The organism is Lysobacter yananisis (genome assembly GCF_031199375.1).
GTDB classification, from domain to species: domain Bacteria; phylum Pseudomonadota; class Gammaproteobacteria; order Xanthomonadales; family Xanthomonadaceae; genus Lysobacter; species Lysobacter yananisis.
Genome location: NZ_CP133568.1, coordinates 2854969 through 2867967, shown reverse-complemented (window position 1 = coordinate 2867967; position 12999 = coordinate 2854969). Strand labels below are relative to the sequence as shown.

Genomic DNA, 12999 nt, shown 5'->3' with positions numbered 1-12999 from the left:
CGCATGCATACGCCCGACGATCCCGCCCGCCGCCGCATCCTCGCCGCTTCGCTGGCCGCGCTCGGCGCCGCCGCCCTGCCCGCTCTGGCCGCGGCCGCGCCACCCGCTGCGGCGACACCGGCGGACGCAGGCACGCCGGCGCGAGCCGGCACCCGGCTGATCCTGCTCGGCACCGCCGGCGGCCCCACGCCCAAGGCGTTGCGCGCCGCGCCGGCCAGCGCGGTGGTGGTCGACGGCGCGGTCTACGTGGTCGATTGCGGCAACGGCGTGGCGCGCCAGCTGGCCCTGGCCGGGCTGCGCCTGGGCGCGCTGCGCGGCGTGTTCGTCACCCATCACCATTCCGACCACAACGCCGATTACGGCAACCTGCTGCTGCTCGCCTGGGCCGCGGACTTGCGCACGCCGGTGGACGCGTGGGGGCCGCCGCCGCTCAAGCGCATGACCCGGCAGTTCCTGCGCCTCAACGCCACCGACATCCGCACCCGCATCGCCGACGAGGGCCGGGTCGATCCGGCCACGCTGATCCGCGCGCACGAGCTGCGCGCCGGCGGCGAGGTCGTGCGCGACGAACGCGTGCGGGTGCGCGCGGCGGTGGTCGAGCACCCGCCGCTGACACCGGCGTTCGCCTATCGCTTCGACACCGCCGACCGCTCGATCGTGTTCTCCGGCGACACCCGCCCGAGCGCGGCGCTGATCGAACTGGCGCGCGGCGCCGACGTGCTGGTGCACGAGGTCATGTACCTGCCGGCGCTGGAAAAGCTGATCGCCAGCGAAGCGCAAGCCGCGCGGCTGCGCCAGCACTTGCTCGACAGCCACACCACCGCCGAACAGGTCGGCCGGGTGGCGAGCGAGGCGGGAGTGAAGACGCTGGTGCTCAATCACTTCGTCCCGGGCGGCGATCCGGCGCTGACCGACGACGTGTGGCGCGCGGCGGTGGCGCCGCATTTCAAGGGCGAACTGGTGATCGGGCGGGACCTGATGGAGTTGTAGGCGCGAAAGCCTTTGGGAGGCTGCAGCCCCGATGCTGTTGTGGGAGGGACTTCAGTCCCGACGCTCTTCGGTCAGGTCGTAGCGATCTGGCACAAAAGCATCGGGACTGAAGTCCCTCCCACAAAAAACTCCGCCTACGACATCGTCTTCAGCGCAACGCCGCGCGCAGCGCCGCGATCGGGAACCGCAGCCAGATCGCCGCGAACACGCCCGCGCGCACCAGCGCGCCGCGCCGCGGCGCTTCGAACTTGCGGAAATAGCGCCACAGCCCGCGGTGCTTGTTCCATTCCACGAAGAACGGCCGCGAGCGGCTCGACACGCCGCGCACATGCACCACGCGCACGCCGTTGGCGACTGCGACTGCCCCGCCGGCCTCGCGCACGCGCCGGCACAGGTCGAGGTCTTCGGCATGCAGGCGGTAGCCTTCGTCGAAGCCGCCGATGCGCGCGAACAAGGACCGCGGCATCAGCATCAGCGCGCCCGAGGTGGCCTGCACGTGCTGCAGCGCCAGCGCATCGTCGGGCGCGGCCGCCATCTTCGGCGCCGCCCACGGCCGGGCGATGCCGGCCAGCATCGCGGCGAAGTCCGGATCGCGCCGGCGCACGGCGGCGTCGCGCTCGCCCTGTTCGTTGACCAGGTCGGCGCTGAGCAGGCAATCGCCGAGCCCTGCGCCGAGCGCGTGCAGGCGGCGCAGGGTGTCGGTTTCGACCATGCAGTCGGGATTGACGAAGGCCAGCCAGTCGTCGCCGTCCGCCGCCGGTTCCAGGTCGGCCGCGCCCTGGTTGCAGCCGACCGAGAAGCCGGGATTGTCGGGATTGGCGATGAAGCGCAGGCGCGGGTCCAGCGAGGCCTGGCGCTGGACGATGTCGAGGGTGCCGTCGTCGGACTGGTTGTCGACCACGCGGATCGCGCCGACGCCGTCGCAAGCGCGCAGGCGCTCCAGGCAGTCTTCGATGGTGGCGGCGCTGCGGTAGCTGACCACCACGGCCTTGAACGGCGCGGCGGCGCCGGCGCGCGCGGATGCGCCCGGCGCGGACGCGGCCGGGTCAGAGGAAGAGATCACGTTGCATGTCCGGTGGGCCGACCTCGCTGAGGCGGTCGGCGAGTCGTTGGCGCAGGTCGCGCAGCGGGTCCTGCATGAGGAAATGGGCCAGGCGCGAATGCCAGTCGGGCCAGCGCGCGGCCAGCGCGTCCATGTCGCCGTCGTGCGGCCGGCCCTCGCCGGCGCGCGCGACGAAGGCGGTATCGCACAACACGTTGCGCCAGCCCAGGCCGGACAGGCGCAGCGAAAGATCGGTCAGCGCGGCGTACCACGAGCCGTAGCTTTCCGCGTCGAGGCCGCCGGCGCGGCGGCGCGCGGCGCCGCGCAGCAGCACCGCGTGGCCGACCGCGGCCGGCAGTTCCGGGTGCGCGGCCGGCATCTGCGCCAGCGCGCGCGCCAGCCGCTCGGCGTCGCCGGCGTCGGGCATCGGTTCGATTTCGCCGATGCGCGGCCACGCCGCGGCCTCGCCGGCGTTGCACCACGGCGTGGCCGTGGCGATCGCGCCGTCGGCGGCGAAGCTGGCCTGCAGCCGGCTGAGCCAGCCCGGCGCGGGCACCGCGTCGGCCGCGAGCACGGCCACGTCGCTGTCGCCGCAGGCCTTGAGGATTTCGTCCAGGTGCGCGACTTCGCCGATGCCGCGCTGGCGCCGGCTGTAGTCGGCGCGCAAGCGGGTGCTGCGCAGCCAGCGCTCGACGATCGCGTAGCCGCGCGGCCCGGACTGGGCGTCGTCGGCCAGCCACACCCGCGCGCCGGGCGGGGTGCAGGCGTCGAGCGCGGCCAGGCAGGCGTCGAGCGCGTCGTCGTCGACGCCGACCGGGACCACGACGATCGGCAGGTCGCTCATCGTCCCGGCTCCATGCGGCCGCAACCGGCGGCCGCGCGCATGGCGCCTGCCCGCGCCGGACCGTTGCGCGGCGCCGCCGGGACGCGGCCGGCGCTGGCCGCGAAAGCGGCGGCGCGGCGGTGCGTCGGCGGGAGCGTGCGGCGATCGGCCATCGGGGCGTCGGTATGGGGCGGCCCATAGTGTGCGCGATCGCAGCCGCCCGCGGGTGATGGCGGCGTCAGAGCGCGCGGCGCGCGGTGCGGCGGCGATGCGGCGGCGATCCGGCGCGGCGGCGATGCGGCGCGATGCGCAAGGCGACCTGCCGCGCGCGCCGGTGCGCGATCCGAGCGGCGGCAGCGACCCGCCGGCGCCGTGCGGCAGCGCAAAAAAAACGGGGCCGGCGATGCCGGCCCCGGTTGCGGCGTGCGCGCGCGTGCGCGGCGCTTACTTCTTCTTCGGCTTCGGATTCAGCGGTTCCATCGCGCGGAAACGACGGGTGTACTCGTCGGTCAGGCCGCGCGATTCCTGCGGGTTGCGCACCAGCGTCGGGGTCAACAGGATCACCGTCTCGGTGCGGCGCGTCGCCGAACCCTGCCGGCCGAACAGCGCGCCGACCACCGGAATCCGGCTCAGCCCCGGCAGGCCGCTGCCGGTGCGGTTGCTCTCGTCCTTGATCAGGCCGGCCAGCAGCACGGTCTCGCCGCTCTGCACCGCCGCCTCGGTCTTGAGCTTGCGCGTGTCGATGGAGACGTTGGTCGAGGCGTCGCCGGCCGCGCGCGGCACCGCCGCGCTGACCTCCTGCACGATGTCCATGAACACCATGCCATCGCGGCTCACCCGCGGGCGCACCTTGAGGATCACGCCGGTGTCGAGGTACTGCACCTGGCTGTAGGTGTTGTTGTTGCTGGTGCCGGTGTTGACCGAGACCGACTCGATCGGGATGCGCGTGCCGACGTTGAACGAGGCCTCGGCGTTGTTGCGCACGAACACCGACGGCGTCTGCAGCACGTGCACGTCGGTCACCGAATCCAGCGCGCTGATCACCGCGGCGGCGCCGTTCTTGACCAGCGACCAGGACATGCCCGGGCCCTTCACCCCGCCGATGCTGGCGGCGATCGTGCTCCACTTCAGCGGCACGTTCGGATTGGTGCGGCGGTCGAGGTTGGGGAAGCCGTTGTCGGTGGCGGCCTGCTCCAGGAACCAGTTCACGCCGTAACTCAACTCGCCGGCCAAGTTGACCTCGACCACCTGCGCCTCGATGTGCACCTGCATCGGCATGACGTCGAGCTTGTCGATCACGTTGCGGATCGAGCGCCAGGCCTGCGGGGTGGAGCGCACCAGGATCGAGTTGGTTTCCTCGACCGCGGCCACGCCGACCTTGGCGCCGTCGACTTCCAGCGTGACCGCGCCGTTGCCGGCGCGGCGCTGGCCGAGCGAGGCGCCGCTGCCGAGCCCGCCGCCGCTGCTGCCGCTCGACCCCAGGCCGCTGCCGCTGTCGTCGCTCTTGCCGATGTCGGCGCTGGAGGTGCCGTTGCCGCCGTCGCGCAGTTCGGTGGATTCCAGGCCCGGCATCAGCGAAGGCGCGCCTTCGCCGCCGCCACCGCCGCTGCGGCCGGCGCCGAACACTTCGGCCAGCCGGTCGGCCAGGTCCTTGGCCTTGATGTACTTGAGCTCCTGGGTATAGAGCTGGATGCCGTCGCCGGCGCTGTCGATGCGGTCGAGCCAGTCCTTGATGTCGTCCAGGTACTCGGCCTGCGGGGTGATCACCATCACCGCGTTGGCGCCCTCGATCGGCATGAAGCGGAACATGCCCGACACCGGCGACTTGCCCTGTTCGCCGAACACTTTCTCCAGGTCGGCGACGACCTTGGTGGCCTTGCCGGACTGCAGCGGGAACACGCCCACCGACATGCCCGACAGCCAGTCGACGTCGAACACCTCGACCGTGCGCAGGTAGTGCTCGAGCTCCTGGCGGGTGCCGCCGACGGTGATGACGTTGCGCGCGTTGTCGACGTTGACGATGGCGTTGGGGCGCGCGTACGGCTTGAGGATCTTCTCCATCTCGGTCGCCGAAACGTACTTCAGCGGCACCGTGCGCACCTCGAAGCCGCGCGCGTTCTCGGCGCCGCCGGTGCGCGGCGACACGTTGCCCGGCAGGGCCTGGTCGGCCGGCACGATGTTGTAGCGGCCGCCGCTGTAGATCAGGCGCGCGTTGTTCCAGCTCAGCACCATCTCCAGCAGGTTCATCGCCTCGGCGGCGTTGACCTGCTTGGGCGTGGCCAGGGTCACGGTGCCCTGCACGCCCGGGGCGATCACGTAGTTCTGGCCGAGCATCTCGCCGAGGATGGCCTTGACCACCGCGTGCAGCGATTCGCCCTCGAAGTTGAACGAGGCGGTGCCGGTGGTGCCGGGCAGGCCCGGCGGCGGCTTGGCCGCGACCGAGTTGTTGATGACCCGGCCGGTGCCGCGGCGGATCTGCGCCTTGGGACCGTCCGCGTCCTCGGCCTGGACCGGCAGCGGCTCCTGCTCGACGCCGTTGCGGACCATGCGCACGCCGGCCTGCTCCCCGCCTGTCCCGTTCATGGCCTGCGGATCGCCTTCGCGCTTGATCCTCGGGGAAACCACGCTGGCGCACGACGCCAGTTGCGTGGCGATGATCGCTGCGGCCAGGGCGTGGGTGGCGAATTGCTGGGTTCGTTGCTTCATGCGTTCCACTCTGCGTGCCAGTCTTAAGGCGAATTGGCCGGGGGTTGGGCGGCTTGCTGTTGCTGCTGCCGCAGTTGCTGACGTCGCGCTTCGATGCGCTTTCGGATGGCTTCCATTTGCGCCTGCTCGGTCAGCGGCGCCGAGGCTTCGGCCGGTTGCGGTTGAGGCTGGGGTTGCGGTTGTTGCACCGGCGCGGCGTTGGCCGGCGGCGGGCGGTTCGGCGGCGCGGGCTGCGGCTGCGGCACCGGACGGCCGGCGGTCGGCGGCGCGGCGATCGCCGTCGGCGGCTGCCCGCCCTGGCCGTTGTACACGCGCAGGTCGAGTTCGCGCCGCCCTTCCGGCCCTTCGAACACGGCCCGGCGCGGCTCCAGCGAGGTCAGGCGCCAGGCCGGATGCGACTCGGGCACCTCGCCGAGCTTGACCGGCACCGACTCGCTGCCATCGGCCGGCTGCAGGATCGCCATCGACAATTGCGGCGTGATCAGCACGCTGGTCAGCAGGTAGTCGAACGCGGCCTGCTGGTTCTCGCCTTCGCCCTTGCCCTGCATGAAGAACGGCTTGGGCCGGCGGTCGTCGACGAACAACGGGCGCGCGGCGATTTCGCCGTACTGGGTCAGCGGGCCGAGCGTGTCCGGCGGGCTCTTGCGCGCCTGCGGCAGCGGCTTGACCAGCGACGGGTCGCGCGGCAACGGGTCGACATGGCGGCCCATGCCGGCCAGCGCCAGCACCCAGGTCAGCAGCGCCCAGCCGGCCGCGGTGGCCAGCAGCCAGGTACGCGGGCTGGCGTCGTCAAAGCGCATCGGCGGCTCCGGCGGGGGCGTTGGCGTTGTTGCCGCCGCGCGCGTTGGCCGGCGCGGCGCTGGGGTTGGGACGCAGGTAGCCGTACAGGTCGAAGCTCACGTCGAGGCCGCCGTCGTTGGCCGGGCCGGCGCTGCCGGGCACGAAGTAGCCGCGCGTCGATAGCAGGTTGAGGTTGCCGACGAACAGCCGCGGCGAGCCGCTTTCCAGCGAGTGCAGCACCGCCGCGGTCTCCGGCGCGCCGCAGCGCAGGCGCACCTGCACGACCACGCGCGCGTAGCGGTCGCGGCGCGGCTCGGCCAGCGGCGAGCGGTTGACGATGCCGCAGCTGCGGTTGCCCGGGCTGGCCTGCTGGACCACGGTTTCCAGGCGCTGGACCAGGCCGGCGGTGGCCAGTTCGGCGGTGGCCTCGGGCAGGAAGCCGGGGCGGCTGGACTGTTGCTGGCGCACGCGCTGGAGCAGCTGCGCGACCTGCGGCGCCTGCTGCAGCTCCATGCGCTGGCGCAGTTCGCGCTCCTGCAGGCCGTGCAGGGTGTCGTCGGCCTCCATCATCGGCACCGTCCACCACGGGTGGATCAGCACCGCGTAGGCGATGCCGAGCGCGGCGACCAGCAGGCCCAGGGCGAGCCAGCGTTCGCGGTCGGCGGTGAGTTGGCGCAGGCGGGAGCCGGTAGCGTTAAGGGCCACGCGCGCCCTCCGCGTTCTGCGCCTTGGGCGGGCCGATCTCGGCGGTCAGGGTGAAGCGGTCGCGGCCGGTGGCCGGATCGGGCTGGACCGCGCCGGTCAGCGCCGGCGAACGCCACAGCGGCGTGCCCTGCAGCTTGCCGATCAGCGACGAGGCCTCGCGGCTGAGGCCGATCATCAGCAGGCTCTCGTCCTCGATCGCGAGTTTTTCCAGGTAGGTGCTGTCGGGCATGCGCCGGCTCAGTTCGTCGATGATCTGCACCGTGCTCGGGCGCGCGGCGCGGGTGCGGTCGAGGAAGGCCTGGCCTTCGATCAGGTCGACCACTTCCTGGCGCTGGCTGGCGGCCTGGCGCGCGGCGTTGGCGTTGCGGGCGATGGTCTGCTGCAAGTCCTTGATCGCGGCGCGGCGGTTGTCGAGCACCTGCCACATGCCCGCGGCCAGGGCCAGCAGCGCGACCGCGGCCAGGGCCAGGTTCCAGTAGCGGAACGGGTCGCGACGGGCGCGGCGCTGCGCCGGCGGCAACAGGTTGACGCCGAGCGGGACGCCGTCGGCGCCGGCCACGTCGATGCCGGCCAGGGTCGCGGCCAGCGGGCCGATCGCGTGCAACTGCGGGTCCAGCGCCTGGCGCGGCACCGCGACCAGTTCGGCCTCGATCTGGCCGTCGCCGTCGCGCCGCGCCAGCACGCGCGCGTCGAACGCGACCGCCTCGGCGGTGAACGGGGTCTGCCGGTCGATCTCGAAGCCGACCACGTCGCGCAGCCGGTCGGCGGCGGCGGCGGGCAGGTTCAGGCGCCGGCGCAGGCTGGTCGCCGGCGGCAGCAGCAGCCAGCGCGGCAGCTCGCCGATGCGCGGCGGCAGCAGCGGCGCCAGCGGATCGGCGGCGGCATCGGCCGGCGCGCCGGAATTCCAGGCGGACAGATCGGGCAGCGTGGCCAGTTCCTGGACCTGATCGGCCTGCTGCAGGCGCAAGCGGATCGCGCCGCCCTGGGCGCCGCCGTCGACCTGCAACAGCAGCCGGCCGCGGTCCACCCCCAGGGCCTGGCGCGTGCGCAGCGGCAGCCACGAGGCCAGGGTCCGGCCCCACCAAGAGAAAAAGCCGCCCGCGCCGGGCGCCAGGCGCGCGCTCAGACTTCGCAACCGGTTGGCGGCCAACCGGCCTTCGGCTACTTGCGAGTTCATCGTGTTGAAGCTCCCTCCTCCCAACGCAGCGGGGTATAAGGCATTCCCGGCACCGCTCCCCCTCCCGCTCGCACGACCACCCGCAACACCGATTCGCGGCCATCCGTCAGCCGTGCACGGCTCTCGATACTATAGGTGCCGCTGCGTTCGCCGACGAGACCGCCGCCGACGCCGCCCGCACCGGCACCCTGCAATTGTGACCCCGGCTGGTTTCTTTCTCGTTGACGCACCAGGTCGGCGCCGTTCAACCCCATAGCATCGAGCACTTCCTTCGCCGCGAAGGCCTGCTCGGGACGCGTACGGCCGCTGTAAACCGTGACCAGGGGCTCGATCCGCGCATACAGCTCCGGGCTGATCCCCAGCACCTGCTGGAGTTCGGCCACGCTTTCGAATTCCGCATCCTTGGCGCCATAGGGACGCCCGGCGGACGCGTAATCGGCATCTTCGGCGCCGCCGGCCGGTTGCGTGAGGGTGTCGGCGTCGCGCCAGTCGATGATCGCGCCGGCCAGTCGCGCCGCTTCGGACTGCTCCATCTTTCCGGTCGCCTGCAGCAGGGCGGTGAGCAGTTGCGCGTCGGCCTGGTTGAGGTCGACCTTGCCGTTCTCGTCGACGATCTTGATCTCCAGCTGCGCATCGCCGTAACGCCAGCGATTCGGGCGGCCGTCGGGCAGCCACTGCAGCTTCTGGTCGCTCATCGCCACCCGGGTCAACGCGTACTCGACCCCGGCGCGCGCGGCGTTGTGCGCGACCAGCCCGCGCACCTGCACCCGGCCCTGCAGGTTCTCGGTGCGCGCGGTCAGCGCGAACGCGCCGATCAGCGCGGTCAGCAGGGCGACCAGCCACATCACCAACAGAAGCGCCGCACCGCGGGTTCTCGAAGGTCCGGCAAAAGCGACATCGCGCTCCACGCGCGGCCGCGCAACCATGCCCGCACCGCGCAGCCGCTTCGTCGTCTCCCGATCGCCCATGCCGGTCTCCATCACAACTCCGGCACGAAACCGCCGCCCGCGGCCGAGGCCAGGGGCAGCGACACCACCAGCGGCGGCCAGGCGCGGCCGTCGCGGTCGGTGAGGGTGACTTCCACCAGCAGCGGCAATTGCTCCGGCTGCTGCCATTGTTCCTGCCACTCGCCCAGCTCGCCGCGCTGCGGGTCCAGGGTGCGGTAGCGGAAGCGCGCCGATTTCAGCCCCTCCACCAGCACTTCGGGCTTGCGCGGGCGCTCGTCCTTGATGGTTTCGCCGGCCAGCACCATCGACAGGTTCAGCACGATCCGGGCCTGGTCGCCGTCGCTCTCGATCGCGAAGTCGTGCAGGTACGGCCCGCCCTGGCCGAGGTAATCGGGCAGGTCGGCGACGAAGCGCAGGCGGTCGGGCTCGCCGACGAAGCGCTGCGGCACCGCCGTGCTCTGGTCGAACGCGAACGGGATCGGCCGGGTCGCGGCGATGCGCCGGCGCAGGAAGTTCTCGACCGCGCGCTCGCGCTCGCTGCGCTGGGCCAGGGCCTCGCCGCGCGAGGCGGTCTTGGTCGCCGCCGACAGGGTCGCGAACGCCAGCGCCAGTCCGGCCACCAGCAGCACCATCGCCAGCAGCACTTCGATCAGGGTGAAGCCGCGCGCGGACGCGCGGCGCGCCGGCGCGCGACGGCGCGGCGCGACAGCGCGACCCGCGCCGACGCCGCTCACAGCTGCGCCTCGTTGCCGGCGTTGCCGCTGCGCAAGGTGCGCAGCAGCAAGCGGCGGCCGCCGCCGCCCTCGCCCCACTCCACCGCCAGCTGCACTTCGAACAGGCGCATGGCGTTGGGATCGATCGGCTGGTTCGACGCCGGCAACTGCGAATCGCGCCACGGCGCGATGCCCAGCGTCCAGCGGTAGCGGCCGTTCTCGAACTCGCCGCTGCGCTGGCCCGGACGCACCGGCTGGCCGACGCCGACCTGGTCCATCAACGATTGCGCGTACAGCGCGGCGCGGCCGGCGTCGGACGACCAGCGCACCTGCTTGGCCGCGCCCGACAGCGAGCCCAGCAGCAGGGTCAGCGCCATCGCCAGCAGGGCGAAGGCGACGATCACCTCGAGCAGGGTGTAGCCGCGCTGGCGCGCGCCGCGGACGCAGCCGCGCGCGCGGCGCGGCGAACGCGGAGCGAAGGCGCGCGCGCTCATCGCGGCGCCTCGCCGCGCTTGAGCTTGACCTCGCCCGTCAGCCAGGCGACATCGACGTTCCAGGCCGCCTGCTTGGCGTGCAGCTTGACCCGGCCGCCGGTGGAGGCGCCGTCGGGGAAGAACACGATCGCGCCTTCGCCGCGGCGCGGCTGCACGTCGCGCGCGCCGGTGAAGACGATGCCGACGTCCTTGGGAATCTCACCGCTGCGGCCGTTCGGCGCGCTCCAGGTGTGCGCGGCCGGATCGATGAGGAACTTCTGCGAACGCCCGCTGGCGATGGCCTGGCTGCGGGTGTAGCGCAGCTGCGCGGCGACCTGCTTGGACGCCGAGCGCAGCTGCATGCCGGCGACGCCGCCGTTGAGCGCGGCCACGGTCAGCACGCCGATGGCGCCGATCAAGGCGATCACCAGCAGGATTTCGAGCAGGGACATGCCGCGCTGGCGCGCGCGCGGCGACAGTCCGTCCAGGCGCGCGCGCGGCGGGTGCGCGCCGCGGCGCGGCGCATCCGGCGACGACGGCGCGAGACCGCCCACGGCGCCGCAGGCCGCTGGCGCGGCCGGTCCCCGACGCCCTCCGCGGGCGGAGGGACTGTGCCGCGCGCCGTGCATCTATCGCCGGCTCAGTTGTTCTTGATGTCGCCGTCGACGCTGCTGCCGCCCGGCTTGCCGTCCTTGCCGTAGCTGACCAGGTCGTAGGGACCGTTCTCGCCCGGCTGGCGGTATTCGATCGGATGGCCCCACGGGTCCTTCAGCTCGGTTTCCTTGGCGTACGGACCGAGCCAGCCGCTGGCGTCGGCCGGCTGCTTGACCAGTTCGTCCAGCGTGCCCGGCAGGCGGCCGGTGTCCATCTGGAACGAATCGACCTTGCCGGCCAGGGTCTGGATCTGGCCCTTGGCGAGGTTGTAATCGCCGCGGTCCTTGCCGCCGAGCACGCGGTTGCCGACGAAGGCGAGCACCGCGCCGATCAGCACGATCACGATGATGATCTCGATCAGGCTCATGCCCTGCTGCTGGCGGGCCGGGGACGGGGAGCGGGTCATGGAGCGGAGGTTGCGCATCGTCGTCGTCATCCGTTGTTGGCGGCAGAGGGGTCCTGCCGGGGCTGCGGTCGAATGGGGTGGTGGTGCAAAGGGTCGTGCGGCCGGACAGCGCCGGCGGAGCCGTCGCGTCCAGCTTCGCCTGCGAACGTCTCGCGCACGCGGACGGGGTCGCTAGGATTCTGTTCCGCGCGCATTTGCAAAGTTCGCGGTTTGGACACCGCGGTACAGGCTGCGTTCAATCCGCGCGCATGAACAGGCGTACCGGTGTGACGCAGCGCGGCAAACCGGCGTGCGGGCGTGCCGCGCGGGGCGCGGCGGCGGACGGACGCGGGTATGGCGACCGGAGCGGCGGGCATGCTCAACCGATCGCGTTGGTGAGGTCGTACAGCGGCAACAGCACCGCCATCACCACCGTGCCGACGATGCCGGCCAGGGCCACGGTCACCACCGGCACCAGCGCGGCCAGCATGCGGTCCAGGGCCATGCCGGTGTCCTGCTCGAAGGTCTCGGCGGTCTTCATCAGCATCGCGTCGAGCGCGCCGGATTCCTCGCCGACCTGGATCATCTGCAGGGCCAGGCGCGGGAAGCGCTTGCCCTTGGCCAGCGCGGTCGACAGCGCCACGCCGTTCTTGACCTCTTCGGCGGCGGCGTCGACGTCGGCGGCGAGCACGCGGTTGTTGAGCACGTTGCGGCCGATGCCGATCGCGGTCATCAGCGGCACGCCGTTGCGCACCAGGGTGCCGAGCGTGCGCGCCAGCCGCGCGGTCTCGATCTTGCCGATCAGCGGGCCGACGAACTTGCGCTTGAGCAGCCACTCGTCGAGCGCCTCGCGGAACGCCGGGTCGCGGCGCTTGCGGTCGAACCACAGCAGCGCCAGCGCCGGCACCGCGATCAGCACGATCCACCAGTCGCGCACGAAGGTGCCGGCCCACAGCACCACCTGGGTGAACATCGGCAGCTCGGCGTCGAGGCTTTCGTACATCGCGCCGAACTGCGGCACCACGTAGCCGAGCAGGAACAGCAGGCTCGCGCCGACCATCAGCAGCAGGATCGCCGGATAGATCAGCGCATTGATCACCCGCCCCTGCATCTGCCGGCTGCGTTCGAGGTAGTCGTCGAGCCGCGCCAGCGTGTCGTGCAGGTTGCCGCCGGCCTCGCCGGCGCGGACCATGTTGATGTACAGGCGCGAGAACGTGCCGTGCTGGCGTTCCAGCGCCACCGACAGCGACGTGCCGCCGCGCACCGCGTCGCGGATGTCGGCGACCGTGCTCTTGGCCGCCTCATCCTCGGGCAGGTCGAGCAGGATGGTCAGCGCTCGATCGAGCGGCTGGCCGGCGCCGAGCAAGGTCGACAATTGCTGGGTGAACTGGACCAGGCGCGCGCCGGTGAACGGCTTGGGCTTGAACAGCCCGCGCCAGCTCGAACCGCCGCCGCCCTCGCTGGCCAGCCGGGTGTCCACCGGCAGATGGCCCTGCTCCTGCAGGCGAGCCACCACCTCGGCGACGCCGCCGGCTTCCATCTGCCCATCCAGCAATTCGCCGCGGGCATTGAGCGCTTGGTAACGGTAGAGGGGCATGGAGGGC

Annotated in this window: 13 protein-coding genes and 1 pseudogene; 2 read left to right on the top strand and 12 right to left on the bottom strand. The window is 72.3% G+C overall.

Annotated features, from left to right (window positions below; translation table 11 throughout):
* Nucleotides 1–3 precede the first annotated feature (3 nt).
* Both RDV84_RS12135 and RDV84_RS26325 read left to right on the top strand, forming a co-directional pair.
* On the top strand, nt 4–990 hold the full coding sequence (locus RDV84_RS12135) for an MBL fold metallo-hydrolase (protein ID WP_309153544.1): 987 nt from the start codon (nt 4–6) through the stop codon (nt 988–990).
* Nucleotides 991–1029: 39 nt separating this feature from the next.
* A pseudogene (locus RDV84_RS26325) lies at nt 1030–1104 on the top strand (DUF6053 domain-containing protein); the annotation flags it as partial.
* 34 nt (nt 1105–1138) lie between these two features.
* On the opposite strand, the gene RDV84_RS12130 reads toward RDV84_RS26325, so the two are convergent.
* The 12 genes from RDV84_RS12130 to xpsF all read right to left on the bottom strand — a co-directional run bounded on the left by RDV84_RS12130 (nt 1139) and on the right by xpsF (nt 12992).
* Nucleotides 1139–1975, bottom strand: a complete 837-nt coding sequence (locus RDV84_RS12130) for a glycosyltransferase family 2 protein (RefSeq protein ID WP_309153721.1) — start codon at nt 1973–1975, stop codon at nt 1139–1141.
* 61 nt (nt 1976–2036) lie between these two features.
* The gene (locus tag RDV84_RS12125; RefSeq protein ID WP_078996531.1) at nt 2037–2876 is read right to left on the bottom strand and encodes a glycosyltransferase family 2 protein; all 840 of its coding nucleotides are present in this window, start codon (nt 2874–2876) and stop codon (nt 2037–2039) included.
* 423 nt (nt 2877–3299) lie between these two features.
* Nucleotides 3300–5561, bottom strand: coding sequence for a type II secretion system secretin GspD (gspD, locus tag RDV84_RS12120; RefSeq protein ID WP_057948847.1), 2262 nt, complete (start codon nt 5559–5561; stop codon nt 3300–3302).
* Between the two features lie 23 nt (nt 5562–5584).
* Nucleotides 5585–6361, bottom strand: a complete 777-nt coding sequence (locus tag RDV84_RS12115; RefSeq protein ID WP_309153543.1) for a hypothetical protein — start codon at nt 6359–6361, stop codon at nt 5585–5587.
* Complete coding sequence (gene gspM / locus RDV84_RS12110; protein WP_231736197.1) at nt 6351–7046, bottom strand: type II secretion system protein GspM; 696 nt, start codon at nt 7044–7046, stop codon at nt 6351–6353. The genes RDV84_RS12115 and gspM overlap by 11 nt, the downstream gene beginning before the upstream one ends.
* The gene (locus RDV84_RS12105; protein ID WP_078996532.1) at nt 7036–8223 is read right to left on the bottom strand and encodes a PilN domain-containing protein; all 1188 of its coding nucleotides are present in this window, start codon (nt 8221–8223) and stop codon (nt 7036–7038) included. The genes gspM and RDV84_RS12105 overlap by 11 nt, the downstream gene beginning before the upstream one ends.
* Nucleotides 8220–9149, bottom strand: a complete 930-nt coding sequence (locus RDV84_RS12100) for a type II secretion system minor pseudopilin (RefSeq protein ID WP_309153720.1) — start codon at nt 9147–9149, stop codon at nt 8220–8222. The genes RDV84_RS12105 and RDV84_RS12100 overlap by 4 nt, the downstream gene beginning before the upstream one ends.
* Before the next feature lie 53 nt (nt 9150–9202).
* Nucleotides 9203–9904 (bottom strand): prepilin-type N-terminal cleavage/methylation domain-containing protein, encoded by a 702-nt coding sequence (locus RDV84_RS12095; RefSeq protein ID WP_309153542.1) that lies wholly within the window; start codon nt 9902–9904, stop codon nt 9203–9205.
* On the bottom strand, nt 9901–10377 hold the full coding sequence (gene xpsI / locus RDV84_RS12090) for a type II secretion system protein XpsI (protein ID WP_082644644.1): 477 nt from the start codon (nt 10375–10377) through the stop codon (nt 9901–9903). The genes RDV84_RS12095 and xpsI overlap by 4 nt, the downstream gene beginning before the upstream one ends.
* Nucleotides 10374–10844: a type II secretion system protein XpsH gene (gene xpsH / locus RDV84_RS12085; RefSeq protein WP_309153719.1), complete on the bottom strand. Its 471-nt coding sequence runs from the start codon at nt 10842–10844 to the stop codon at nt 10374–10376. Before xpsH ends, xpsI begins: the two co-directional genes overlap by 4 nt.
* Nucleotides 10845–10996: 152 nt before the next feature.
* Nucleotides 10997–11434, bottom strand: a complete 438-nt coding sequence (gene gspG, locus RDV84_RS12080) for a type II secretion system major pseudopilin GspG (RefSeq protein ID WP_057948849.1) — start codon at nt 11432–11434, stop codon at nt 10997–10999.
* A 340-nt stretch (nt 11435–11774) separates the two neighbouring features.
* Nucleotides 11775–12992 carry a type II secretion system protein XpsF gene (xpsF, locus tag RDV84_RS12075; RefSeq protein WP_057948850.1) on the bottom strand — a complete coding sequence of 406 codons (1218 nt, stop codon included), beginning with the start codon at nt 12990–12992 and terminating at the stop codon, nt 11775–11777.
* Nucleotides 12993–12999: the final 7 nt, after the last annotated feature.